21 protein-coding genes and 1 tRNA gene are annotated in these 25,266 nt (G+C 44.0%); 18 read left to right on the plus strand and 4 right to left on the minus strand.

What is annotated here, in order from left to right; translation table 11 throughout:
* Position 1 precedes the first annotated feature (1 nt).
* The 17 genes from HRU80_07580 (at position 2) to HRU80_07660 (ending at position 16,592) form a co-directional block, all read left to right on the plus strand.
* Entirely contained in the window at positions 2-1,021 is a 1,020-nt protein-coding gene (locus HRU80_07580; GenBank protein ID QOJ28749.1) for a VWA domain-containing protein, read from the plus strand.
* Positions 1,018-1,752 (plus strand): tetratricopeptide repeat protein, encoded by a 735-nt coding sequence (locus HRU80_07585; GenBank protein ID QOJ28750.1) that lies wholly within the window; start codon positions 1,018-1,020, stop codon positions 1,750-1,752. The genes HRU80_07580 and HRU80_07585 overlap by 4 nt, the downstream gene beginning before the upstream one ends.
* Positions 1,753-1,780: 28 nt before the next feature.
* Positions 1,781-3,592, plus strand: a complete 1,812-nt coding sequence (locus HRU80_07590; GenBank protein QOJ28751.1) for a protein BatD — start codon at positions 1,781-1,783, stop codon at positions 3,590-3,592.
* A complete protein-coding gene (locus tag HRU80_07595) occupies positions 3,589-4,329 on the plus strand; it encodes a tetratricopeptide repeat protein (protein ID QOJ28752.1) in 741 nt (246 codons plus the stop codon). The genes HRU80_07590 and HRU80_07595 overlap by 4 nt, the downstream gene beginning before the upstream one ends.
* Positions 4,330-4,377: 48 nt before the next feature.
* Positions 4,378-4,668: a YHS domain-containing protein gene (locus HRU80_07600; protein ID QOJ28753.1), complete on the plus strand. Its 291-nt coding sequence runs from the start codon at positions 4,378-4,380 to the stop codon at positions 4,666-4,668.
* Positions 4,668-4,973 (plus strand): hypothetical protein, encoded by a 306-nt coding sequence (locus HRU80_07605; protein QOJ28754.1) that lies wholly within the window; start codon positions 4,668-4,670, stop codon positions 4,971-4,973. Before HRU80_07600 ends, HRU80_07605 begins: the two co-directional genes overlap by 1 nt.
* A 462-nt stretch (positions 4,974-5,435) precedes the next feature.
* Positions 5,436-6,140, plus strand: coding sequence for a 1-acyl-sn-glycerol-3-phosphate acyltransferase (locus HRU80_07610; protein ID QOJ28755.1), 705 nt, complete (start codon positions 5,436-5,438; stop codon positions 6,138-6,140).
* A gap of 2 nt (positions 6,141-6,142) precedes the next feature.
* The gene (gene gatC / locus HRU80_07615; GenBank protein QOJ28756.1) at positions 6,143-6,427 is read left to right on the plus strand and encodes an Asp-tRNA(Asn)/Glu-tRNA(Gln) amidotransferase subunit GatC; all 285 of its coding nucleotides are present in this window, start codon (positions 6,143-6,145) and stop codon (positions 6,425-6,427) included.
* 23 nt (positions 6,428-6,450) lie between these two features.
* Entirely contained in the window at positions 6,451-7,200 is a 750-nt protein-coding gene (gene kdsB, locus HRU80_07620) for a 3-deoxy-manno-octulosonate cytidylyltransferase (protein QOJ28757.1), read from the plus strand.
* 11 nt (positions 7,201-7,211) lie between these two features.
* A complete protein-coding gene (locus HRU80_07625; GenBank protein QOJ28758.1) occupies positions 7,212-8,165 on the plus strand; it encodes a pyridoxal-phosphate dependent enzyme in 954 nt (317 codons plus the stop codon).
* 40 nt (positions 8,166-8,205) lie between these two features.
* Positions 8,206-8,646 carry an HIT family protein gene (locus tag HRU80_07630; GenBank protein ID QOJ28759.1) on the plus strand — a complete coding sequence of 147 codons (441 nt, stop codon included), beginning with the start codon at positions 8,206-8,208 and terminating at the stop codon, positions 8,644-8,646.
* Complete coding sequence (locus HRU80_07635) at positions 8,631-9,038, plus strand: cobalamin B12-binding domain-containing protein (protein ID QOJ28760.1); 408 nt, start codon at positions 8,631-8,633, stop codon at positions 9,036-9,038. The genes HRU80_07630 and HRU80_07635 overlap by 16 nt, the downstream gene beginning before the upstream one ends.
* Before the next feature lie 24 nt (positions 9,039-9,062).
* Positions 9,063-12,029, plus strand: coding sequence for a choice-of-anchor D domain-containing protein (locus HRU80_07640; GenBank protein QOJ28761.1), 2,967 nt, complete (start codon positions 9,063-9,065; stop codon positions 12,027-12,029).
* A 222-nt stretch (positions 12,030-12,251) separates the two neighbouring features.
* Positions 12,252-13,973, plus strand: coding sequence for an AMP-binding protein (locus HRU80_07645; protein QOJ28762.1), 1,722 nt, complete (start codon positions 12,252-12,254; stop codon positions 13,971-13,973).
* Between the two features lie 168 nt (positions 13,974-14,141).
* Entirely contained in the window at positions 14,142-14,828 is a 687-nt protein-coding gene (locus HRU80_07650) for an IS5 family transposase (GenBank protein ID QOJ28763.1), read from the plus strand.
* Between the two features lie 12 nt (positions 14,829-14,840).
* Positions 14,841-15,167, plus strand: coding sequence for a transposase (locus HRU80_07655; GenBank protein ID QOJ28764.1), 327 nt, complete (start codon positions 14,841-14,843; stop codon positions 15,165-15,167).
* Positions 15,168-15,413: 246 nt separating this feature from the next.
* Positions 15,414-16,592, plus strand: a complete 1,179-nt coding sequence (locus tag HRU80_07660; GenBank protein ID QOJ28765.1) for a hypothetical protein — start codon at positions 15,414-15,416, stop codon at positions 16,590-16,592.
* Between the two features lie 64 nt (positions 16,593-16,656).
* On the opposite strand, the gene HRU80_07665 is transcribed toward HRU80_07660, so the two are convergent.
* A complete protein-coding gene (locus HRU80_07665) occupies positions 16,657-22,005 on the minus strand; it encodes a T9SS type A sorting domain-containing protein (protein QOJ28766.1) in 5,349 nt (1,782 codons plus the stop codon).
* A 291-nt stretch (positions 22,006-22,296) separates the two neighbouring features.
* Here HRU80_07665 and HRU80_07670 point away from each other — a divergent pair, with 291 nt between their 5' ends.
* Positions 22,297-22,899 (plus strand): hypothetical protein, encoded by a 603-nt coding sequence (locus HRU80_07670; GenBank protein ID QOJ28767.1) that lies wholly within the window; start codon positions 22,297-22,299, stop codon positions 22,897-22,899.
* On the opposite strand, the gene HRU80_07675 is transcribed toward HRU80_07670, so the two are convergent.
* The 3 genes from HRU80_07675 to HRU80_07685 all read right to left on the minus strand — a co-directional run bounded on the left by HRU80_07675 (position 22,896) and on the right by HRU80_07685 (position 25,229).
* Entirely contained in the window at positions 22,896-24,113 is a 1,218-nt protein-coding gene (locus tag HRU80_07675) for a hypothetical protein (protein QOJ28768.1), read from the minus strand. The genes HRU80_07670 and HRU80_07675 overlap by 4 nt on opposite strands.
* 373 nt (positions 24,114-24,486) lie before the next feature.
* Positions 24,487-24,831 (minus strand): RNA-binding protein, encoded by a 345-nt coding sequence (locus HRU80_07680; protein ID QOJ28769.1) that lies wholly within the window; start codon positions 24,829-24,831, stop codon positions 24,487-24,489.
* Between the two features lie 324 nt (positions 24,832-25,155).
* A tRNA-Asp gene (locus tag HRU80_07685) sits at positions 25,156-25,229 on the minus strand.
* Between the last annotated feature and the right edge of the window lie 37 nt (positions 25,230-25,266).

Consider the following 25,266-nt stretch of genomic DNA (forward strand, 5'->3'; position numbering starts at 1 on the left):
TATGAGATTCGCGAGACCTGAATATCTTTACCTGCTCTATGCACTGCCGGTGCTTATTGCTTTTGCTGTTTATATCTATAAAAGACAGAAGAAGCAGATAAGCCGCTTTGCCGGTGCCGGGATTTTTTCTTCCCTCCTAAGCAATAAGAGCAGGGGTAAAGATTATCTGAAGCTGGGTATCATTCTACTTGCATTTCCTTTCCTGATACTTGGAATTGCGAATCCGCAGATCGGGACCAGGATAGAAGAGGTGAAACAGAAGGGGATTGAAATCTATATCCTGTTGGATATTTCGCAGAGCATGCTTGCGCAGGACTTGCTGCCTAACCGTCTTGATAAGGCAAAGAGTGAAATTAACGCACTGCTGCAGAAACTGAAGGGTGACAGGATAGGTCTGATTATTTTCGCGGGAGATGCGTATATACAATTCCCGCTGACCACTGATTACTCTGCCGCCGGGCTTTTCCTGAGCGCTGTGGATGTAAATTCGATTCCTAAACCGGGAACGGCTGTGGCTTCGGCGATCAATCTTGCCGTGGAGTCGTTTGATTATGACTCTCCTTCCCGCAAAGTGATTATTACTATAACCGATGGTGAGGATCATGAAGGAGACCTGGAATCTTCGCTCAGCAGCGCAAAGGATAAAGGGGTGAGCATTTATACGATTGGAATGGGTTCACCTGACGGAGCACCGATTCCCATACTTGATGCACGGGGTAACAATATCGGATTTAAGCAGGACGGAAGCGGCAATGCAGTAATCACCAGACTCGATGAACAGACTCTGCAAAAGATAGCCGCTGAAACCGGAGGAGAGTACTATCTTTCTTCACCGGGACGTAATAATCTGGATGAGATACACTCTGATCTGGAAAAGATAGAGAAAAGTGAATACGGCGCAAAGATGATAACAGATTATGATGACAAATATTACTGGATGCTGATTCCGGCGCTTTTCCTGCTGATACTGGAACTTTTAATCTCTGAACGGGTAAAACTGAGGAAGGAGAAGAAATCATGAAATATATTTATATACTGATGTTTGCCGCTATCCTGGCAGAAGCACAGGGGCAGAGCATACGCACACTGAACAATGACGGTGTGGAGGAGTTTGAGAAGAAAAATTTCTCCGAGGCGGAAATTAAGTTCAGAAAAGGGCTTGAGCAGGAGCCGGAAAACAAAACACTAAAACTGAACCTCGGCGGAAGTTATTATAAGCAGTCCAAGTTTGAAGACGCGCTGAAAAGTTATACCGAAAGTATTAACGCTCTGACTGATAAGAATGAAAAATCGAAGGCATATTACAATCTGGGGAACTCACTGCTGAAGCAGGAGAAATATAAAGAAAGTATTGAAGCATATAAAAACGCACTGAAGTATAATCCGGGGGATGCTGATGCAAAATATAATTTGAGTTATGCCCTGAAGAAACTGCAGGATCAGCAGAATCAGCAAAATCAGGATCAGAATAAAGATCAAAACAAAGATCAGAACAAGGACCAGAATAAAGATCAGAATAAGGATCAGAACAAAGACCAGAATAAGGATCAGGACAAACAGGATCAGCAGAATCAGCAAAACCAGCAGAATAAGCAGGATCAGAATCAACAGAAGCAGGGGCAGGATAAGCCAAAGATTTCTAAGGAGGATGCAGAGCGGATTCTGACCGCGATGAAGAACAATGAAAAAGAGATGCAGAAAAAACTGCGCAAGCAGGAAGGAGTCCGCGTTAAAGTTGAAAAAGACTGGTAAGCACGAAGCAGGATATTCCAATTAAGCGATGATTACTTTGCAGAGACTTGCGGTTTTTATTTTTCTTGTGCTGGTGCAGCATGGATGGTCCCAGACATTTCAGGCAACGGTTAACAGGAACAGCGCTACAACGGATGATGTGATAGAGGTGAGCTTTACATATTCCGGCAAGGATATCAATGGTGTGGGGGGATTCCAGGCACCGACCTTTACGGATTTTAAGATAGTCTCAGGACCTAATCAGTCAACCAGTATGCAGTTTATAAACGGAGCAGTCTCGGGGCAGAAATCCTTTTCTTATTATATACAGCCGCTCAAGACGGGAAAACTCACTATACCGGCTGCCACGGTTACAGTGGGGGGGACCAAGATGAGTTCTAATACTATTACGGTTGATGTAACCAAAGGAACGGGGAAGCCGAAGAAGGAAGAATCAACCGATGTGGATATGAATGAGATCGCGGAGAATCTCTACATCCGGGCATTTGCTGATAAATCATCAGCTTACACCGGCGAGCAGGTGACTGTCACTTATAAGCTATATACACGCCTGAATATATCTACACCGCAGATAACCAAACTGCCGAATTATCAGGGATTCTGGGCGGAGGAAATTGACATGCCGCAGGTTATCAACTTCAGCCGGGAGACTATTGATGGTGTTGTTTACAATGTGGCAACGCTTAAAAAAGTTGCCCTTTTCCCGCAGCAGACGGGACAACTTTCGGTAACGCAGTATGAACTGAAAATACCAGTGGTCATACAGCGGAAAAGAAAGTCAAACGACCCGTGGGGAGATTTCTTTAATGATCCTTTCTTCCGGACAACGGAGACTATCGAATATACCGCCAAATCCAATGTGCTGAAGATAGAGGCGAAAGAGCTTCCTCCTGCAGCATCCATCGTGAATTTCACCGGTGCAGTGGGGAGTTTTAAACTGCAAAGTAAGATTGATAAAAAGCAGGTGAAACAGGGAGATCCGGTAAGGCTCACTTACACCCTGAGCGGAACAGGCAATATATCTCTGCTCACCCTGCCGGAGTTTGATCTGGGGAGCGGGATTGAGAAATATGAGGATAAGTCGGATAACAGTATCAGCAGAGGCGGAGTGATCAGCGGAACCAAGACTGTTGAATATCTGCTGATTCCGCGCAATGCAGGTGAGACGGTGATTCCGCCTCTGGCATTCAGTTATTTTAACACTACTGCAAAGAAATATGAAACCGTTGAAGCTGAAGGATTTACTATTGAAGTAACACCTAACGCAGATTTTGTTTCATCGCTTCCGGACAGAAGCAATAAAGGGGAAACTGATATCCGGTATATAAAGACCAGTTACACCAACGCGGAGATGAGCAAAGGCAGTCCGTTTGAAAGCCCCGTGTTCTGGGTTTTGTCATTACTGCCATTTATCGGATTTGGGGCGTTTGCGTATATATTCCGCAGAAAGCAGGAGATGCTTGCTGATCTTTCCGGTTACCGGGAGCTTCAGGCAAAGAAATTTGCCGCAAAACAGCTGAAACAGGCAAAAAAGCTCATGGAAGCGGGGAACAAGGAGGGCTTTTATCTTGAAATTTCTCGCGCGCTGCAGAAGTACCTTGAGAATAAACTCAGGATTGCCGCTGCTGACTTTTCCATCGAAACGGCTGAGGAACGGCTGAAAGCACTGCATCTTGAAGAAGATATTCTTCAGCGGCTGAAGGATACTTACAGCGGCATACAGTTTGTGCGCTTTGCACCGGCTTCAGGCGCGGGTGAGGCGATGAGTTCGGTATTTGAGTCGGCTTCCGGACTGATAACCGGTCTTGAGAAAAGCATTGTAAAAGGGAGGAAGCGTTGAGGTACGGACTGATACTCTTCCTTCTGATGAGCATAACGGTATATGCGGACACGCAGAAGCTTTTTTCGGAGGGGTGTGAACTATATAATCAGAAAAAGTATGAAGAGGCGCTTGAGCGTTTCGGGGAGATTGAATCCTCAGGTGATATATCCGCAGAACTGTTTTACAATATCGGCAATGCGCATTTCAGAAGGGGACGGCTTGGCTTTGCGATTGCTTATTACGAAAAAGCAGCTGTTCTCAATCCGTCTGATGAAGATATCCGGCAGAATATTTTGTTTACCAGAAGTCTGGTGAAAGAAAAGCAGGAGGAGGTACCGGTGATTGCTCCCCTTGAGTGGTGGATAAGTGCCGCCGGGATGCTGAGTTTTTCAGGATGGATGTATGTACTGGTTTTTCTTCTTTATCCTTTGTCACTTTTACTGATTTTACGATACTTTTACGGTAAAGGGGGAGTGGTTCATTTGTCCGCGGTAATTGCCATTCTGGTAATGATGTTTTTAGCGGCTAATCTTGCTTACACCCGGTCGGATTGGATTGATACTGTTAAGCACGGGGTGATTGTCCAGACTTCGGTTACCGTGCTTTCTTCCCCGGCTGAGGACGGAAATCAGGTTTTTAAGACGGTCGAGGGGGTAAAAGTAAGGGTTGAGGATACGGTTGAGGAGTGGGTCAGGGTAAAAATGGCGGACGGAAGATCCGGATGGATCAAAAAAGAGCAAATTATGGTTATTTGATAATTAGAAGATTTCTATTAACTTGAAGTATAAAAAGAAGGAGTTCCAATGAAGAAAGTTCTGTTGTTTCTGTTCCTTTTTGTTGTTTCCGCCTCATTTACCCTGGATGCCGGTATTCAGGATAAAAAGGAGAAGCAGGAAAAAAAGGAGAATAAAGTATTTAACACTGTATGTCCTGTATCAGGCGAAGAAATTGAAGGTGATTATACCCATACCTATAAGGGTGTTACCTATGCAGTTTGCTGCAAACGCTGCCTGAAAAAGTTTGAAAAAGAGCCGGAAAAGTATATCAAAAACCTCAGTGAAGACGGAAAAAAATTCAAAAAAGGAGATAAATAATGAAAAAATCGCTTTTGTTCCTGTTCATGTTTGCAGTTGCTTTCACCCTGCAGGCGGACGAACCAAACAAGAAAACCAAGAAAGAGTCTGATGATAAATTCTGCGTTGTTCCTGAAGACGGAAATAACAACCAGACCTCTTTTGTTTTCACAAAGTCCGATGACTCAAAAAAATCTGAGTCCAAGAAGGATAAGAAAGAGATGAAGGATGGCGAAAGCTGTTCAACAGACAAAGAATCAAAGGAAAAAAGCTGCTGCTCTTCAGACAAGAAAAAGAGCGATAAAAAAGAAGATCCTAAAAAGTGATTTTAGAACCCCTCCAAGTGAGGGGTTTTTTATTTTAGTTTCTGGTTCCACTCGGCTTCCCCTCGGCTTCCCCTCGACTCCGCTCGGGGGCCAGCTCGGGGATTGGCTTGGAGAACGGCTCGGCTTCCCCTCGACTCCCCCTCGACTTCGCTCGGGGACCAGCTCGGGGACCGGCTCGGGCACCGAATTGAGGACCGGCTTGGGGACGGACTTGGGGAGAGGGCAAGGGCAGGGTAAGTACTGTTAGGATTTTAAAGACATGAAAACGAATGGGGTCGTTTGGGAATATTGGGAAGTTGTAAGCAGTGGATAGAATGGCTACAATGGAAAAAGCATTCATGAATTAAATAGGTATTGAGTAATCAGGGGATTGCTAATATTTCCTGGAAATTCTCGGGGGTGGGCAAAAATCCAGGTGAAATTGCGTAAATTTACGTTCAAATAAGTAATTTTCAGGCGAATTTGACTTACATAAAACTTACTCTCATCGGGCTTTACACCCTCTTCCTTTCGGTTGTGGCCCTGATATTCTCATTTGTTGACCGTAGTTTTAAATCCTATTTCTGGACCTCCAAAATTTTTGCTAATGGTGTTCTGGGTATCTCTGGCGTAAAGCTTAAAGTGACCGGACTGGAAAATCTGGAGAAGGATAAAATCTATATTTATGTTTCCAATCACTCAAGTATGTTTGATATTCCTGCATTGCTGGCGGCATTCCCGGGCAGGGTGAGCATTATTTATAAGAAGGAGCTGAGCCGCATTCCGGTTTTTGGATGGCAGCTTAAGACCGGACCGTTTATCTCTATTGACCGGCAGAAAGCAGAAAGCGCAATGGGGAGTATTGACCGGGCAAAACAGACAATGATGAAGAATAAGTTTTCAGTGATTCTTTTTGCTGAAGGAACCAGAAGCAAAACCGGCGAAATTCAGCCGTTTAAGAGGGGAGCGTTTTATCTGGCTGCTAAGGTACGGTTTCCCATTGTGCCGGTGACCATCAACGGCGCTTCCAAACTGCTGCCTAAAGGAAAACTGACGATCAAGGGAGGAGAGATTCATGTCCACTTTTCTCAGCCGATTGTGTTTGATGAACTTAAAACCAAGAATGATGAGCTGAAGCTGATGGATGACGTCCGGAACGAAATTCTTAAAAATTATCAGGGATTCTGACAATGGCTGTTACGCTTGACGAAGTAAAAAAGATCGCGGAACTCGCCCGGCTGGATTTCACCGAAGAGGAATATATACGCTTCACCGGTGAAATGAACAGGATTCTCGAATATATGGATAAGCTGAATGAGCTTGATACCGCCGGAGTTGAACCAATGGCACATCCCGCGGGGGGAGTGAATTTTATGAGGGAAGATGAACTGAAACCCTCCTTAACCCCTGAAGAAGCATTAAAGAACGCACCGGCACGGGAAGATAATTTTTTCAGCGTTCCTAAAGTAATCTGAACACGGTTTTTGTAGGTCATTAGATGATTGTTGGAATTATACCCGCCCGGCTCGGGTCAACACGGCTTCCGGGGAAACCTCTTGCAGATATCGGCGGAAAGCCGATGATTTACCATACCTATAACAGCGCTTCCGGCTCAAAACTGATTGACCGCCTGATTGTGGCTACTGATGATGAGGTGATATACAATACCGTCACGGAATTTGGCGGAGAAGCAATTATGACCTCGTCGGATATTAAAACCGGTTCAGACCGTATTGCCGCGACGGTTCATCAGCTCCGTAATATTGATATTGTGGTAAATATACAGGGGGATGAGCCGTTTATTCCCTGGAAGATGATTGACAAGGCCATTGAACCGCTTCTGTTTGATAAAACGGTGGAGGTTTCCACCCTGGTTAAGCGCATAACCGATCCTGCCGAGTATATATCACCCGATACCGTAAAGGCGGTGTTCGACTATTATAATTTTGCTCTTTATTTTTCCCGTTCCCCGCTGCCTTACGTCAGAGATACGGGAGACCCCTCCGAGATTGTAAAATATCACGCGGTATATAAGCATATCGGGCTGTATGTTTACCGCTATCAGGCACTCATGAAGTTTACCTCATGGCCTCAGACTGATCTTGAGAATCTTGAAAAGCTGGAACAGCTCAGAATGCTTGAGAAAGGGATGAAAATCAAGGTGGTGGAGACCGATGAGGAGAGCATCGCCGTTGATACGCTTGAGGACCTTAATCGGGTAAGAAAACTTTACGGATTTGAGGGATAAAGATTATGCTGATGCCTCCCAGAATATCACTGGCATTTCTGCCGACACCGGTTCAGAAGATTACGTATAAAGATTATCCTCTGATCATAAAGAGGGATGACCTGACCGGAATGGAGACAACCGGAAACAAAATCAGAAAACTGGAATATATCCTTGCTGATGCGTTAGCCCGAAAAGCCGAAATCATCTTTACCACAGGCGGGGAGCAATCCAACCATGCCCGTGCCACCGTGGCAGCGTGCCGGTCACTCGGACTGGATGTAAAACTTTTCCTTTGGGGAGAGCCGAAAGAGGAAGTAACGGGTAATATATTTATAGACCGTTTTCTCGGAGCAGATATCAGGTATCTGAGTTATGAAGAATTCCTCCGTTCGGAAGAGATCATGAAAGAAGAAGCCGAGAAACTGGCGGCGGAAGGCAAAAAAGTATATATTGTGCCTGAGGGGGGGTCTTCGTCTGAAGGCATTACCGGATATATACGATTCTGGGATGAACTGGAGTCACAGATGAATCTTGCCGGGCTTGATGAGGTGTATGTCGCGGCCGGCTCAGGGGGAACGGTATCTGGACTGCTGATTGGTGCCGCGCTGAAGGATATTCCGGTAAAGATTAACGCAGTTTCAGTTCTCTATGAGGCTTCTGTTCTTGAGAAAAAGGTAATGCATATTCTGGAAAGCTTTATTGCTGCTTACGCACCTGATATGAGGCTGCCGTTGCATCAGTTTGAGATTATCGGGGGGTACTCCGCGGAGGGATACAAGCAGATAAGCAATGAGAAAGTTACCGTCCTGAAAGATTTTGCCATGAAGACCGGCATCATCCTTGATCCGGTTTACACTGGCAAGGCATTCTTCGCCTTGCAGGACAGGTGTATTAACGGCGGTGAAAAGAAAAATATCCTTTTCCTGCACACAGGGGGACTTTTTGGTGTTTTTGAGAAGAACCGTGAATATCTGCAGCTCTGACGGACTTGGTAAACAGGCCGTCATTTGATATTTTAATAAGATGGATTGTATTTTTTGTAAAATAATTGACCGCAGTGCTCCGGCAGAAATCCTGTATGAAACGGATACAGTAATCAGTTTTCTTGACATCCTGCCGGTAAATCTCGGGCATGCACTGGTGGTTCCCAAAGGCCACTATCGTGATTTAACAGAAGTACCGGCCGTAATACTGGGAGAACTATTCAGCACAGTGCAGCGGCTGAGCCCGGTTATCACAGGTGCGGTGCAGGCTGAAGGATTTAACATAATCGGCAATAATGGCAGGGCAGCCGGTCAGACGGTATTTCACTGCCACATTCACATCATCCCCCGTTATCATGATGATAAAGGGCGGTTCAGAAGACCGCAGTTTTTACAGTACAATAACGGATCATTCAGAGAATACGGAAAGAATCTCCGCGAAAGCATTAAAAAGGAGTCATCTACATGGAAAGAAAAATAAGAGTAATTGTTGCAAAAGCAGGGCTGGACGGTCACGACCGGGGCGCAAAAGTGATTGCATCCGCGCTGCGCGACGCAGGCATGGAAGTTATATATACCGGACTGAGGCAGACTCCGGAAATGATTGTTGAGGCGGCAATTCAGGAAGATGTTGATGTGATAGGCATCAGCATTCTTTCAGGCGCGCACATGACAATTTTCCCGAAGATCAGGCAGCTCATGAATGAAAAGGGGCTTACTGATGTTCTCCTGACCGGCGGCGGCATTATACCTGATGATGATATAGCAGAACTTGAAAAACTTGGCGTCGGAAAGATATTTACTCCCGGCGCGCCTACACATGAAATATCCGCATATATAAAGGAATGGTGTTCAGTTAATCAGCGTTACTGATAAAGTAACAGAAAGGAGAATAACATGAGGGTGCTTTCTCTCATCGTTGTACTTTCAGCAGCTCTGTTCTCTCAGAGTCTCGTGCAAACCATACCTCTGCCCAGGTATGCTTATATGGATCAGGGTTACGGGCTGGTCTATCATGACGGAAAACTATGGATGTCTTCCGGATCAAGCTCGCCAACCACCAACCGGGGAAAGATTGTTTCACTCGATCTTAACGGTACGGTGCTAGATTCATTCAATATCAATTATCCCACAATTAACACGTCGCAGGGACTGGCGTTTGACGGTACCAACTTCTGGTATGTTGAACGAAAGACAGCCCGGTGCGATCTTTTTAAAGTATCCCCGACCGGAACGGTACTTGACTCAATCCCCATTGCATCAGCGGGAGGCACTACCTCCTGGTATCTCGGCGGCGCTGCATGGGACGGCCAGGGATTGTGGGTATCACTTTACTCACCTGATGCATCAGCAGGATTATATAAAATTGATGTAACAGCCAAAACGATTCTTGATACCATACCGGTATTCGGACTTCAGCCGCAGGGTATTGCCGTAAGGGGCGATACACTTTTTTACGTGATGGATGGATTCCAGAATGATCCTGAAAAGATTTATGCCGTTGATCTTGCCACTGAAGATACGCTCTTTTCTTTCAGGGTACCTGAGCAGCCAGGTGTGAGACAGAATCCGCGCGGTCTTGCATGGGATGGCAGTCACCTCTGGCTGATGGCTGAGCCGGTAGGGGCCTCCACCGGCAGAGCATTGTTTAAGTATGATCTTGGCGGTACAGGTACGCCGGCAATTTCAGTGCTGACCGCTAATTTTAATTTTATGAATGTGCAAGTGGACTCAATAAAAAAAGTAACTGCAACGCTTAAAAACTTCGGCACGGCAAATCTTGTACTTGATTCCATAAGCATCAGCAATCCGGCATTTACCATAAGCATAACGCAGTGGCCGGTAACCATAAAACCGGACAGTTTCTATTATTTCGATATATTCTTCAAACCCTCGGCAGCAGTGAGTTACTCTGATTCGCTGCTCATCTACCACAATGATCCGAATTTTGCGTTCAGCAAGATTAAATTCACGGGTACCGGAGTATATACTGCCCCCTATATAACATTTAATCAGGACGCGTTTAATCTTGGCGCCAGAAGAGTAGGCAGCACTTCCTCATTTATGCTTACTATAAAAAACGACGGCTCCGCGCCTCTGGAGATTGATTCACTGCGGCTGCTTACTCCGGATTTCTATTTCGAAAAACAGCCGGGGCAGGTGAATATAGATTCGCTGAACTCCTGGACAGGACGTTTATGGTTTAAGCCAACGCAGTACAAAGATTACGCTGATACCATAATGGTTTACAGCAACGCATCAAACGGCGCTCTCAAGAAAATCATTCTCACAGCATCGGGAGCCCCGTTTGACTCCACGCTCGGTAATATCGTCTGGCAGGGTGTTGTGCCTGATAATCCAGGAACTAACTTTGATGACTACACTGCCAGGATGATAAAGAGGATAAAGGACATCAACGAAGATGGCGTGGATGATATCATTGTAACCACGGATAACTATTATGTGGTTGCATATAACGGGAACAGTTCCGTTACGGCAGATGTTCTCTGGACCTTCAGGACCAATCCCAATAACAACAATACCGGTAATGTTGATCAGTACGAAGCATTTCAGATTGCTGAAGATATAAACGGCGATGGTATTCAGGATGTGGTTGTCGGCACAGCCGGCGGCAATGAGTTTGTTTATGCGCTCAGCGGCCGGGACGGTTCAAAACTCTGGGAGTATGGAGACTCCATTAATTATTCAAACGGGGATATCATGGGAGTTGATGTAAAACGCGATGTTACCGGTGACGGAATTCCCGATGTTTACGTAAGCGCCAGCGGAAATGAAACTTCATTTGAAGGAAGATTTTCTGTCTATCTCCTCAACGGAGCGACCGGTGCAGAGATGTGGCGGATTGATCAGAGCGCAACCCGGAAACTGAAATATGGCATTGTGTCAACACAGGATGGCGGTGCTGTCGGCTCAAGAGTATCCGGCGGTACTCCGGGTGAAATTATAGGATTTGATTCGCTTGGTAATGTCACCTGGGCTTACCCGACTATCTCAGGTCCATGGGGAATTGATGAGATAGAAAATATCGGGGGACTGCCCACAACTGATATTATTGCCGGCGATATTAACGGCAACGTCTATGCCATCAGCGGTGACGCAGGTGTTGAACTGTGGAAAACAAATATCGGCAATGTGTTCATTGAAGATTTGTTTGTGGTGCCTGATATCAACGGCTCCGGTGTGGATGACATTATGATATCAGCGCTTACGCCAAACTTCTATGTGCTTGAAGGATCAACCGGTGCACAGATTGTCGCCACCCGTACCACCGGCAATAACCTTGGCGTCGGTCTTCTTGGTGATATGAATGCAGACAGTATTCCTGAATTCGGCGTAGCATCACTTGACGGAAAAGTATATATATATAACGGACGCGGCGGTGACCCCAATCCGCTGTTTACCTTTACCGCGGGAACCGGCAACAGCACCGCGCCGGAAACCGTCTGGAAGATGGGTGATCTTGACGGCAACGGCTCAAATGAGTTCGCCGTTGGTACCCGTGACGGCCGTGTATTTGCTTTCTCAGGCGGTACTGATGTGATTGTTGTATCTCTCAGATCGAACCATGAGATTCTTCCTGATGAGTTTTATCTGGCTCAGAACTATCCGAATCCGTTTAACCCGGAAACGAAGATTGGATTCAGAATACCGGTTGAAACCAAAGCATCACTCAAAATATACGATGTGCTTGGCAGGGAAGTCATGCAAATCTTTAACGAGCAGCTAAAGCCCGGATATTATGAGTATCTGCTTGATGCATCATCACTTGCAAGCGGAGTATATCTCTATTCACTCATTACTGATCAGCAGACCCTCACGCGCAAGATGATAATGCTGAAATAATGAATAATGAAAAATTAAGAATGAATACTGTTTAGAACTTTTCACACTTAACTTGTATCTTTTAACTAAAAAAGCCCTGGTTAGCAGCCGGGGCTTTTTTTTGAAAAAGTTTCAAATTTGAATCTTCTGCTATGAATCCGGGCGATCACAGGCAACATTAGAGTGTTTGGCACAAAAAATGCAGGATTTTTAGTTTATTCTCATTTTTGAAAAGGTGCTAAGATGGCTAAAAAGTATGATCTTTTTACGGTTCCTGAGATTTCTTCTATTCAGGATATGCTTGTCAGGTCTGCCAGGGTGTATGGCAATAAAACCGCGCTGAAGGATCTGAATCCGACACCGGTTCCTGAAGTTTCTTATGAAGGACTTCTCAATTCGGTCCGCCATTTTGGGGAAGGGTTGAGGTCACTGGGGATTCCTGAGAGGACTCACATTGCTCTCATCGGGGAAAACCGCACCCAGTGGGGAATTGCCTACCTGACCGCAATGTGCTACAATTTCGTGATTGTCCCGATAGACCGGAATCTTTCTCCTAATGAGATTCTGAACATCCTTTATGAGTCAGACAGTGAAGCGGTTATTTTCTCTGAGATGTTTTACCAGCTTTTTTCTGATAAGGGAGAGTCCATAAAACGGCTAAAACACTTCATTTGCATGGATAAGGTACAGCCCGGAGATGGGTTCCTGAAAATGATGGATTTGATTGAAACCGGTTCCCGTGCATCTTCACACACGCTTCCTGCAATTAATGCGGATGATGTTGCTGAGATTATCTTTACTTCCGGCTCACTTGGCCGTGCAAAAGGGGTAATGCTTACACAGAAAAATCTGACCGCCAACCTTATGGCAATGACCAAGATGATTAACATCCGCAGTGAAGACAGGTTCCTTTCGGTGCTTCCGATTCATCATACCTATGAGTGCACATGCGGATTTCTCTGTCCGATGTATTGCGGCTCAACGGTATATTATGCACGTTCACTCAAAACCGTGGTTGAAGATCTGCAGGCCTCGCAAGCCACAATTCTGCTTGCGGTTCCTCTATTGTACGATAAGATGTTTAAGAAAATCCACAAGGGTATTACAGAGGATAAAGTTAAAAGCAAGATTGTACCTCCGCTGATTAAAGTTGCCGGAGCATTGGAATCGGTTGGATGGAAATCAGCCCGCAAGAAAATATTTAAAGAGCTTCACGCCCGGTTTGGCGGAGCAGTTCGTCTCTTTATTGCGGGAGGGGCTGCACCTGATCCGGCAGTTGCAAAGGGGCTGCGGGAATTTGGCTTCCACTTTGTGCAGGGATATGGCCTGACTGAAACAGCACCGATTCTTGCACTAAACCGTGAAGATGCATTCAAGGATGATGCAGCAGGTCTGCCACTGCCGGGAATTCAGATAAAGATACACAATCCGGACGCGGACGGAGTCGGAGAGATATATGCACAGGGTCCGTCTGTGATGCCAGGTTACTACAAAAACGAAGCGATGACCAAAGATACTTTTGACGGACCATGGTTCAAGACCGGTGATCTCGGATATATAGACCAAGACGGATTCCTGCATATAAGCGGAAGGAAGAAAAATGTTATCATCTCAAAGAGCGGAAAAAATGTCTTCCCGGAAGAGATTGAGGATATACTGAAACGGAGCCCGTTTATCCTTGAGTCATTGGTTTATGGCGAAGAGGATGAAAAGCATGATGAGATTATTGCTGTGCAGATTGTCCCCGAAGCAGAAGCGCTGATCGAACTTGCAGAATCAAAGCAAACCTCCATAACGCCGGAGTTCATTAATAAGGTGATCGGTGACGTGGTTAGGGAAGCGAACAAGGAACTCTCATCCTACAAACAGATCAGGAAGTTCTATATCCGTGAGAAAGAGTTCGAAAAAACCACAACACAGAAGATTAAGCGTTACTTAGTGCAGTCAACCACACCCGCAGAGTAAACAGCTTATTGAGCATAAATGAAAAGCCCGTCCAAAATTGAACGGGCTTTTTTTTGTAATTTCGGTATGACAAAACTCTAGGGCACCTCTAAAAACCTGGCAAATTTATGATATATATAGTTTGCTTAGAATGATTATATTGCATGAACACTTCAAAAGGTATTTGTCATGGCAAGGAAGCAATCACCAGGTTTATTTGACGAACAAAATCTTCGTGAATCCTTAAACAAGCCGAGCTTCATACTTGTGAAGCTCAAGAAATCTATTCCGTGGGATTCTTTCAGAACCATGATAGAGAATGCAGTAAGGAAACCTGACCAGGGACAGGGTGGTCGCCCGGCTTTCGACTCAATACTGATGTTTAAGATTTTGATTTTGCAGAGAATTTATAATCTCTCAGATGAGAAAATGGAATTTGAAATCCTTGACAGAACAACATTTAAGGTTTTCTTAGATCTGGAGCTGGAAGATACGGTTCCGGATCAAAAGACCATTTGGCTGTTTCGTGAACAAATCACCCAATCCGGAATAGCTGATAAATTATTCAATAAATTTGCCGGAATACTTTCAAGTGAAGGTATGATTGTCAAAGAGGGAGTTCTTGTTGACGCAACTCTGATTGAAGTACCCAAACAGAGGAATACAAAAAAGGAAAATGATCAACTAAAAGAAGGTAAAATACCCGCTCCGTGGAAGAAAAACCCCAATATGCTGAGCCAGAAAGATACTGATGCCCGTTGGGTAACCAAAGGCGGTAAAGCATTTTACGGATATAAGAATAATGTCAAAGTCTGCAAGAAAACAAAACTGATTCTAAATTTTGAGGTTGATAGCGCCAATGAACACGATAGTTAATTTGTTAAAAAATTGGTTGGTACCGATGACAAAGGGCAATGTCTCTATGCAGATGGTGGCTATGATGGTATGGCTATCCGTGAAATGTTGACACGTAAAGGAATAATTCCCATGATTAAAGATGCTGCAAGAAAGAATAAATTTCTCACGCCTAAACAAGAAAAGAGAAACAAACGAATCTCAAAAGTACGGGCAAGAGTGGAACATGTCTTTGCGAGCATAAAACAGCGGACCAATGGATTAGTACTCCGATGCATTGGCTTAGTCAGAGCCAAAGCCATGATTGCCTTTCAAAATCTGACCTACAATATGGAGAGGTATGCTTTCCTGGTCAAATGACCGGAGAAACAGGGGTAAAAAATTGATCGGAACATAAACCCGATCAAAAAAGTTGCGTATAAAAGCAGAACAACTAACTTTTTTAACTAAATTTTCGTAAAATCATATATATTGATGGGAAACAAGCTGGAATATATAGTTTTTAGAGGTGCCCTCTAGAATAAGCAGGTTATTTTGCTATTGCAGTTTTGTAAAAACCCTGATTTTGATCTTAATTAAGGATTTTTAACTCTGAGAAATTTTCGATTGAATATTCGTTCAGACCGGGCCGTTTATTCTCTGATTTTTTTCTTTGTCGCTGTCTTCTCTTCATGGACAGTATTGGAAAGATTTACGGGATATTACGGAATAAGTCTGTATGCTGTCATTTCAGGTCTTCTTATTGGTTTTATTCCTCAATATTGGCAAACAATCCAAAAGATTAAACCCAGACTTGTTACTTTAGTTCCATTTTTTGTGATCATAATACTGTCCTGTCTATTTCTCATTTTGAACCCGATCGCAAATAACAAAGACTATTTTGGCGGCAGCGATAGTGATGATGCGTTAAATCAGGCGGCAACGGCACTTCTTGAGGGGAAATATCCCTATAACGAACTTACTTATCTCGGAAATGCAATTACTCCAATGCCCGGTGCTGTACTTATTGCTGTTCCATTTGTTGCTGTCTTTGGAAATTCTGGTACTCAGAATCTGTTCTGGATCAGCGTATTTCTACTTTTCCTTTTCTTTCATTTCAACAAGAAGCATCAGGCATCTGCATTAGGGGGATTATTGCTTCTGTCGCTTCCGCTGATACTCTATCAATTGGCAATTGGCTCTGATCATCTTGCAAATGCAATTTATGTACTGCTGGCCTTTATTATGCTTGATAAATATTTGGGTAAAAATCAGTCCTTACTGTATGTAGTTGCATTATTAAATGTGGGGATTGCTCTTTCTTCCAGAGTAAACTTCACACTTTTATTTCCGTTATTCTTTTTTTATGGGGGATACAAGTACGGATGGAGAAGGTCACTATTCACCACAGGTATGAGCTTATTAGTATTTATTATTGTCACTCTGCCTTTTTATTTATATAACCCTGATGGATTTGCTCCACTGCATACCCGTTATAAACTTGACCGGTTTAATAACGTATTGCCTAATGCTCAGTTGATTGTGCCTGCCGTCAGTCTGCTTACAGGTATTCTTGTTATTGTTTTGAAGAGAAAAATGATACTTTTAAATGATTTTCTACTTAGTTCAGCAATTGTACTTTTTATTCCAGTATTATCCGGTGTGATCTTAAGAAGCCTGCAGGAAAGTCACCCCTCATTGGGATATAGTTCTTACAGTACTTTTTTTATACCATTTGTTATCGTTTTGTTTCTGACTAAGTTTTTAGGAAGAGATGCTGAATATCAATCACGCCATACCCTATGATAACAAAAAGCCCGTCCATTTCTGAACGGGCTTTTTTGTTGGAAGCAAGTACACTGCAGGAAAATTACTTCATCAGAAGCATTTTTCTGACGAGCTGTTTTTTGCCGAAATTAAGCCGGGCGAAGTAAACACCGCTTGCATAACGGGATGCATTAAACTGCACTTTGTGAAGTTCACCTGCCTTCAGTTCTTTTCTGAGAAGCGTTTCAACCTGTTCCCCTAGAGCATTGTAAATACGCAGCTCAGTCAGCCCGTCCTTGGGAATGGTAAACTCCAGCGTGGTCTCCGGATTGAACGGATTTGGATAGTTTTGGTTCATCGAAAAAATCAGCGGAACTCCAAAAATCTCTGCCTCAACAGCAGAAGAATAATTTATACTCCCATCTGTATCAATTTGCTTGAGTCGGTAGCGGTATTTACCCTTCTCAAGGTTTTTATCACTATAAGTATACTTTTGAGGACTATTGCTATTGCCAAAACCAGGAATGAAGGTAACAGACTGCCAATGAGCAGGATTGAATTCACCGGTAGTGCTGTTAGCTTTATTTCGCTGTACCTCAAATCCGTAATTGTTTACCTCTGTTACTGTGGTCCAAATCAGATCAACATTGTTGCTTTTTACTTTTGCGTTGAAGAGGTCTAATTCGACTGGCAGCGGAGCATCCCCCGGCAGAGCATCGGTAAACTCAGAAAAATGATTAAGCCCGCGAACGGTTATATACGGATAACTATGCGTTAGAGATACTCCCGGAATTGAATCGGCTATGGTCCATGCTTCAGTAGAATCCTGTCTGATCAGAATTGTTCGGTAAGGAAACTGAAAATCATCCGGCAGATTTGAAAGATCAAATGTCAGACTATATTGGAAACCGCCACCGGCCAGAGGTGACCCCTTCTCGAAAGCGCCGTCAGTCGTAATTCTCCAGTATTTATTTCCGTAACTCTGAATAGATTCCGGAATAAGACTTGGATAAAGCAGATTATGCAGAGACGCTTCAAGCTGAGTGGGACCATCGGTATGGTTCTCTTCAATATTCAGTGTTGCGCCGGTTTCACCAAGGATGAAGGTGCCGGTCTGGGCTTCTGCTACCAGGGGTTTATCGCTCAGATCCTCAAGGGCCGGTATTAATCTACCTAAAGGCCCATGTATTGTATCCTCACCTGATATTGCAACCTGGCGGTAGTAATATACCCTTCCGACCTCAAGATCGGGAAGTTCGTGTCGTACGGTAACCAATCCCTGGCCGGGTTCAATCAGTTCAGGGTTAGTTGACAGAGCCGCCGATGAATCAAGATTGGGGAATGGCGCATAGAGGAAGTATGTGATACCGGGGGCATCATCCCCAGACTGAACTGTGGCAGTGGCAGTCATGGTTAAAACTTCATTAGTCAAATCATTTAATATGTCAGATGGTCTGAAATCCATTCCTGCTGCCACAGATTTCATTCTTCCTTCTTCCACAAGTCTGGATGCTTTTAAGTGCCCGGGATTATCATAACTCAGCGTAATTCCTGATTTTCCTGCAAGCAGTGAGAAAGCTAATGCACCCCATTTGGTGAAAGGATTTGCATAAAAGAAAAGTCCGCTATTCATACCAGAAATCTGCACATGATGGAATTCATTTTGCAGTTCAATCGTAAACCTGAATGAACGGTAATCCTGATGAAGTTCCAAGGGATGATAGAATAATCCTGCCATTTTGCTTAATGGAATGGTAAACTTTCTCCAGACGAAATCAGTGTGAGATCCTATATCAAACCATTCCGTGGCATGAGCATCCCGTATAAAATTGGGCTGCAGTCCACGCCAGAGCATACCTTCATCATATCCTCCTGAAGTATATCTCAGGCGTGCTTTGGTCGGAATGCCCCGGGCATTTACCCTGAAAAAAATTCGGTACTGAGTTTTTATTAAATCTCCCCAGCCATATTCTTTGATGGGGTTATTAAAAACGTAACCGGCCGATGTTCTCCAGTTTATTTCTCCGTCATGGTTTCTGCCAATGGGTACATAGCCGCTGGTTACAGCGACGGGGGGCTTTGGTTTGAGAGTTCTGAATGATTTCACTTCGCTATATACTACTCCGCTGTCATTTTCCGCCCTTACGCGGTAATAATATATCTGATCAGGCAGAAGCCATTCAGCAGTATGGGTTAAAAGAACATTCTGAGCATTGATATCTGAAACCGTCTTCCATCCGGTCCAGGCCATCTGATTGAACTCAGGGTTGTTGGCCCATTCAAAATTATATCCTGTAACAAACTGGTTCGGTGTAATTCTTACATTTAACTGAGCGGAATTTACTTTAATATGGCTTGCACCGGAATTAGAGACACCGGGTTTGGAAACAGTTTCAAAGGTCTCCTCGGCGGTGTAAAAAGTGCGGTCAGCAGATACAACCCGGAGGCGGAAATAATTGAGTGTTGAGTTGATCCCAGTCATCCGGTAGGTGACAGGAACAGGAGTATTTCCCCCGAGTATTGTCTGTTCCGCCTGAGAGTGAGTGTAGTTACCCGGAGTGGTGCCATATTCAAACCTGTAGGTGACTTGAACTCCCTTAGGATTAATAGTTCCGTTAAATGTTGCTGATGTGCGAACAACATTGGCGGCAGGGGAAATGGTTAACTGCGGGGTGACAAGTTTATATTTCCTGTTAAAGTAATTTTCAACGCTGCGCTGTTCCTGATTGTTCAGTGAACGGTCGTAGATGAGTACTTCAAGGATATTACCCTGATAATAATGTGATGAAGCAGGATTGCCGCCAAGAGCAGCCCCGGGGAATTCCGTAAGGTACTGATTTTCAAGCAGGGAAGAGCTGGATACATAATCGTGCCGGATCTGTTTTTCTGCATTCTTAAACATTGAAAGAGTAGTTTTATTAATGGTAAAAGATGCAGCAGCAGTCATATCAGCACCATTGAGCTGGGAATATCTCATAGTCGAGTTATTGCTATATCCCGCAACAATAGCCCGGTTGCTCTGAGTACCCGTGCCGCCAAGAAAATAATTATCAGCTTTATCAGAGGTGCGGGACTCAAGTATATATATTGTATAGTCCTTGCCGTTAAGGAAAGCGGAACCGAAACTGAGCAAATCATTACTGCCGTCAAAAGTGAGCGCTTTTCTCTGACCGACATCACCGGCAAATGTTATTAGATTTACCACAGGCCGGGCATCTTCGGCGGACTGATTTGCATCACGGTTATTGAGGGAGTAGTCACGCCAGGAACTTAATGACACCCCCGGACTTCCTGCTGATTCAGCTTTGTACCATACTGCGGGACCATCAGGGAAAGGAAATTGTGCTTTTATTTCACCGGAATCAGTTATTCCGGTTTCATTCATAATCACGCGTATCCGGTAATAAACCGGCTGATAAAGGGGGAATGTGTGATTATGGGTAATTAAAATTGCCTGTGTCCCGGTATATGGCTGGGCTGGGGAAAGATTAGCAGTAGTAAGCAGTGAATCCGGGCTGTTGCCGTAATCAATATATACCTGATTAATTGCTCCTCCGTTAGGATTTATCACTCCGCGGAGCTGGGTGCTGTTTGCAGTTACTAACTGCGGCTCAAGCGTTGTAGCAAGAGGTGTTGAGTTTTTTGTGATGAATGACCCCGTTTGACTGGTAGTTGAACCAATCACACTGGTCGCAATTACACGATAGTAATATCTTGTTACCGGTAGCAAATCGCGGATAGGTATGCGGCTGGCAAGAAAATTTGACCTGATATTTGTTGTATCATAGGCATCAGTCCAGGGACCCGATTCGGAAAGGGAAATCTGTACTTTGAATGAAGTTGGCTTTCTGTTCCAGTTAACCTTAAAAGAAGTTTCGGCCTCAAAAGCAGTCACAGCATTTGCGCTGATCAGTTCAACGGTGGGGGGAACGCCGCTCATTGCATCAACCACATTAGAATAAACTTCCTGCGGAGAAAAATTATTTAGCGCACCTGTCCTGAAATAGTATCTTTTATTGTAGGCAAATCCGGTGATATGCCTTCCGAACAGAACAGGATTGGGTTTGTGTTGAATTTCTGCAGGCAGTCCGAATTCAGTCCACGGACCTTCCGCGCTTTCTGCATAGTAGAACTTGACTGAAGCCCCTCCGCCGAGATCGGAAGCATTTGTCACGATTCTCCCCTGAACATGGAATCCGGTAAGATCATCATCCAGAACCGGAGTAAAGAGCGTCATCACCGGAGGACCGGCAGTATAAAAACCCTTCAGATCACTGAAAGCTACTCCGGTATTGGTATTTGCTTTCAGACGGAGCATATAAAATGTTGAGGGGGAGAGATTTGAAAGCAAAAGCTGTACCACGCGTTGTGTATCTGTTGCGGGAACATCTGTGGTTACATTTGTATAAAAGTTAGCCCCTCCGTCTGATGAGTATTGCAGTTCAACAAACTGATTAAGTCCGCGCGGTTTAATGGTGCAGAGTATATAAGCTCCGCTGTTGGTAACCCCGAAGGATGAATCAATGGTCATCTCCGCGAAATTAACGTTGATTCCCTCCACTGACCGGTCAGATCTCATAGCGCCATTGCGTATTTCGGCTGTGTATATATTCTGTTCATAACTGTATGTTAAAGCCCCCTCTGGTTCCTGAAACCGGAAATCGCATATATAATTTACATCATTCACAGCCTCTACAGCTATTGCGGGATCAAAGTTTTCCGTATATCGCAGAACTTTAGAGACACGGAAATTCTCAATTTTTCCATTAAATTGATTCGGGTTCGGAAGAGCATACAATGATGCTCCCAGATATGTGTGCATGCCGTAATCTGTCGATTGATCTCTGCTTTCATAACCGTTCAATAAATAGCGCTGAATAGTACCCGAAGCAACCATAACTCCATTAACGAAATATTTCATTATCCCCGGTCTGTGATGGCCGCTGGGTAAAAATCCACCCGGGTAATCAATAGTTATTGCAACATGAGTCCATTGATTTATCGGAAGCGGGTTAGCACTGGTGATAGGATTGACCGGATAGGGATCGCCTGCAAGTACTCCGGTAATTCTTGAACCAGTAATGCCAATACCAGGGTAATCGAATCCTGTTTCAAGTGCAATATAATTCCTTGCCTCATGTTCATTCCCATAGCCAAGATAAAAAACTTCAGACGGATTTGTTCCAAACCAGAGTACCCATGCTTCAATTGTTCGGGTTAAAGTACCGGATCCTGGCTCACAAATATCTCCCCAAAGACTTGTATAGTTGCCGTTAGTGACGCGAGGATTGATTTTCACCCCCTGCCCCATGTTATTCGGATTGGTAAAAAGTATGGTTTTTTCATACCAGGTAATGGGAAGCTGAGCAGACAGTTTCACCGAAAACAGTATGATTATAAACAATACCCGCAAGGGGGTAGTGCAGCAGTTACCGATAGCCCGGAAACTCATGTACAAGACTCCTGTTGTTATGTTTTATACACACGAAAAATTTGCGGGGAGCAAATTATAATGAAAATTTTGCTTCAATTTGGAGAGCAAGATAAAAAAGTGGGGGAAAAGGGCAAAGCAGAACCGGCTTTATCCTTTAATTTTCTCTATTTTCACCGATGAATTGCGATTCGGGTCGCATACAAATCGGAAGTAAGTTTTTATCAATATCCAAAATAAATTATCATCCGATGATATTCATCTGTTTGAAAATTCTGATAATTTTCGTGAGCAAAATGCAAGGAAAAGAAGATGGATATTGTTCAGGGTGATTTCATAAACGGCTCAGCAGTTGTTTATAAAAAAGAAGATGGTGCACTGGTAGCCGGGCTTCAGTTTGAAGATGGAAGCTACCGGTGGTTTTATGACCGTAAACTTTCCCGCTTTACGTGCGACCGTGCTATTCTGAGCGACGGAGTATGTATTGTCTATATTAACCGTCTAGGGGAAATAATTACCCCCATGGATTTTTTAGCCGCTGATGAATTTTCTGAAGACCGTGCCTTTGCCACTGACGGCATGTCAACCTATTTATTGGATACAGATGGGATGATCATCAGGGAGTGGGATGAGCCGTTTGTGACCAGTTTATTTAAAAACGGAACTGCTCTTCTCCAGCGGATGACCGAAGACGGAAACTCTGCAGAGGAAGCTCTGGTGGACAAATACGGAAATATCATTGCGGGATTTGCACCAAAACGAAACCTTCAGTCACCGCTTGACATTATGATTGATGAGCAGCCCGATGAGTGGCATGAGGGAATACAGCACTTCTACTCAGGTGAAGGATTCGGCGTAAGGGACCGTTTCGGGAATGAGCTGATAAGCGACCGGGGGTGGGAGGATATTTTTTAGGGGGCAGGACTGAGTGTTCTTCTGTGATACCAGGTTCTGGCAGCAGATACAGCAAGTAATATCATTAACGGTTCAAGCGGCACAATGAACCGGTAACCGGAGAAGTAAATCGTATGGATAACAGTTATGGTTACCGCGAGTGCAGAAATATAACTAAAAAAACAAAGTTGCATACCTCCTTTGATAATCCATTTCTTTACCAGAATCAGGTAAGCCATATAAATCCAGGAGTCAAAAAGCAAAAAACGGACTCCGAAAAGAATTCTGAGCAGCCGGTTGTTTGGTTCAAAAGAGTAAGGGCCCCAAAGTTCATATAAAGCTGATATACGCTGTAAGAGAAACTCAGCAGGGTGTTCCAATGCAAACGTCATGTAGGTCGTGAGCGGGCTGATAAATGCTTCAGGAGCAAAGTTGCTCAGATTATGATTTACTTTTGGACTATAGCCATTTATTGCAATCAGCAGGTTGTATGACTGGTTTATTGGAAAGGCGGTTATCTTTATCAGATCTAACCCAAAAAATAGTGCCGAGATTAATGCTGCACCGGACACATAGCGTAAAAAATGTCTCCTTTGTATAACAAATACCACGATTGCAGTTAAAAAAATTGCCGGAAGATATACCGTCCGGAGTTGTGCCGCTAACGCCAAAAGCATTCCGGCATAAGTATAATTTCTTTTGAGAAGAAGGTAAACCGAGGTTGTCAGAAGAAAAGTTGTAACACTTTCGGTAAGAACATAACTGGTAAATAAGACCTGAGTTGGATAAAATACGAAAACAAAAAGGGAAAGGATTGCAAATTTATGCGCGGACATTTCACTTGTCTCATCTTCGGATGATCGGAAAAGCAAATGACCTGTTTTGTACAATATGACTCCGGTAAAAAGCTGTACAAGAAGGTTAATTACAAGAAGAGCAAAGTAGAGGTGTGTTTTGCCTGTTATGGTTAAAATGCCAGATATAAGCAGGGGATATCCATTTGGAAAGACCGGGAAAGGTGCCCCATTAAGAATAGCTTCTGCCTGAGCGATATACACAAATGAGTCTGCGGTTGTTCGCGTTGGCCAGAAGCCGAGGAACATTATCCGGATGAAAACCACAAGAGAAATCAGGTAATAAAAAGATTCTTTCCTGTTCAGGAAGTCCAGGATTCCGGATAGAAACCTGGTTACTCTGTTGTTCGGAATTCCGGGTATCGGCTTGTGCTGCTGCATTTATAAGAATTTGATTCCTAATCCTAAAGTTAGCATTAGGGTGCTGAATTTCCAATGAGCACTTTATTGGCTTTTTGTACCTCTCAGGAGAATATCAGTTTACAGTCTCTAACAACTAAAATTCTGCCCAAATTCGACTTTGAGAGGGATTTATCCTAAAACAGTCCCCTAATACCGAATTTAGCAATGATACACATATTTGGAGGAATTTATGTACCAGGTTGGTTATGAATACATGATTACAACACTGGCATAATCAATGTAAAATCGATTAGGTGCTTTAAAATATAATATATATAAATACCACATTGTTAAATAAAAAAAGCCCGTCCATTACTGAGCGGGCTTTTGAAATAACGTCTGTTAAAACAGCTTACCAGCGATTGCCGAAGCCACGGTTTCCGCCGCCGCTTCCGCCACGACCGCCGCCGTAACCGCCACGGTTTCCGCCGCCACCGCCGCCCTTACGGTCGTTGGTCTTCGGACGTGCTTCGTTAACAACAAGTTTCTTGCCTTTAACGTCTTTGGTGTTCAAGCTGTTCATAGCCTTCTGAGCTTCAGCAAGACCCGGCATTTCAACAAAGCCGAAACCTTTTGATTCGCCAGAGAACATGTCCTTGATAACTTTAACACTTCTGACAGCACCGAATTCGGTGAAGAGATTCTGTAAATCCTCTTCGGTCACGTCTTTTGCTAAATTTCCGACAAAAATATTCATGATAATAGATCCTTTTAGATTAAGTGATTGAGATTACATTCAGCAAAAGTTTAGATTAAAGAGAACTTCGCTAAAAAACAGTATTTGGAAATAAAAGTCAGAAGTAGTATGTGAAGATTCCGTAAGCAGGGAATGCATCAAAAAGGTCTATTAATTATCCGGGAAGGAAAAAATTAAAGCCGCAACTGTAGCTGCTTTTATGAAAGAAAATCCGTTGAAGGATTTCCATTTTCCGGGGCCGACCAGACTTCCCGAAACTTCGGGACAACCTCCTGTGTGAAAGGTGACCGTGAAGTAATGAAAAATCTTATCGGATCCGTTAAGCGGGGCCGACGAGACTCGAACTCGCGACCTCCTGCGTGACAGGCAGGCGTTCTAACCAACTGAACTACGACCCCGTAGAAAAACAAATTTAATAAGAGCGTGTCAGAGAAT

This window comes from Ignavibacteriales bacterium (assembly GCA_015709675.1).
Taxonomy (GTDB): domain Bacteria; phylum Bacteroidota; class Ignavibacteria; order Ignavibacteriales; family Ignavibacteriaceae; genus H2-BAC3.

Coding starts and splice junctions, on each gene's coding strand:
- HRU80_07635 (QOJ28760.1), top strand. CDS start 8,631: ATGGAAAGAAAAATAAGAGTAATTGTTGCAAAAGCAGGGCTGGACGGT.
- HRU80_07625 (QOJ28758.1), top strand. CDS start 7,212: ATGCCTCCCAGAATATCACTGGCATTTCTGCCGACACCGGTTCAGAAG.
- HRU80_07605 (QOJ28754.1), top strand. CDS start 4,668: ATGAAAAAATCGCTTTTGTTCCTGTTCATGTTTGCAGTTGCTTTCACC.
- kdsB (QOJ28757.1), top strand. CDS start 6,451: ATGATTGTTGGAATTATACCCGCCCGGCTCGGGTCAACACGGCTTCCG.
- gatC (QOJ28756.1), top strand. CDS start 6,143: ATGGCTGTTACGCTTGACGAAGTAAAAAAGATCGCGGAACTCGCCCGG.
- HRU80_07580 (QOJ28749.1), top strand. CDS start 2: ATGAGATTCGCGAGACCTGAATATCTTTACCTGCTCTATGCACTGCCG.
- HRU80_07600 (QOJ28753.1), top strand. CDS start 4,378: ATGAAGAAAGTTCTGTTGTTTCTGTTCCTTTTTGTTGTTTCCGCCTCA.
- HRU80_07630 (QOJ28759.1), top strand. CDS start 8,206: ATGGATTGTATTTTTTGTAAAATAATTGACCGCAGTGCTCCGGCAGAA.
- HRU80_07585 (QOJ28750.1), top strand. CDS start 1,018: ATGAAATATATTTATATACTGATGTTTGCCGCTATCCTGGCAGAAGCA.
- HRU80_07645 (QOJ28762.1), top strand. CDS start 12,252: ATGGCTAAAAAGTATGATCTTTTTACGGTTCCTGAGATTTCTTCTATT.
- HRU80_07680 (QOJ28769.1), bottom strand. CDS start 24,831: ATGAATATTTTTGTCGGAAATTTAGCAAAAGACGTGACCGAAGAGGAT.
- HRU80_07650 (QOJ28763.1), top strand. CDS start 14,142: ATGGCAAGGAAGCAATCACCAGGTTTATTTGACGAACAAAATCTTCGT.
- HRU80_07590 (QOJ28751.1), top strand. CDS start 1,781: ATGATTACTTTGCAGAGACTTGCGGTTTTTATTTTTCTTGTGCTGGTG.
- HRU80_07670 (QOJ28767.1), top strand. CDS start 22,297: ATGGATATTGTTCAGGGTGATTTCATAAACGGCTCAGCAGTTGTTTAT.
- HRU80_07665 (QOJ28766.1), bottom strand. CDS start 22,005: ATGAGTTTCCGGGCTATCGGTAACTGCTGCACTACCCCCTTGCGGGTA.
- HRU80_07675 (QOJ28768.1), bottom strand. CDS start 24,113: ATGCAGCAGCACAAGCCGATACCCGGAATTCCGAACAACAGAGTAACC.
- HRU80_07640 (QOJ28761.1), top strand. CDS start 9,063: ATGAGGGTGCTTTCTCTCATCGTTGTACTTTCAGCAGCTCTGTTCTCT.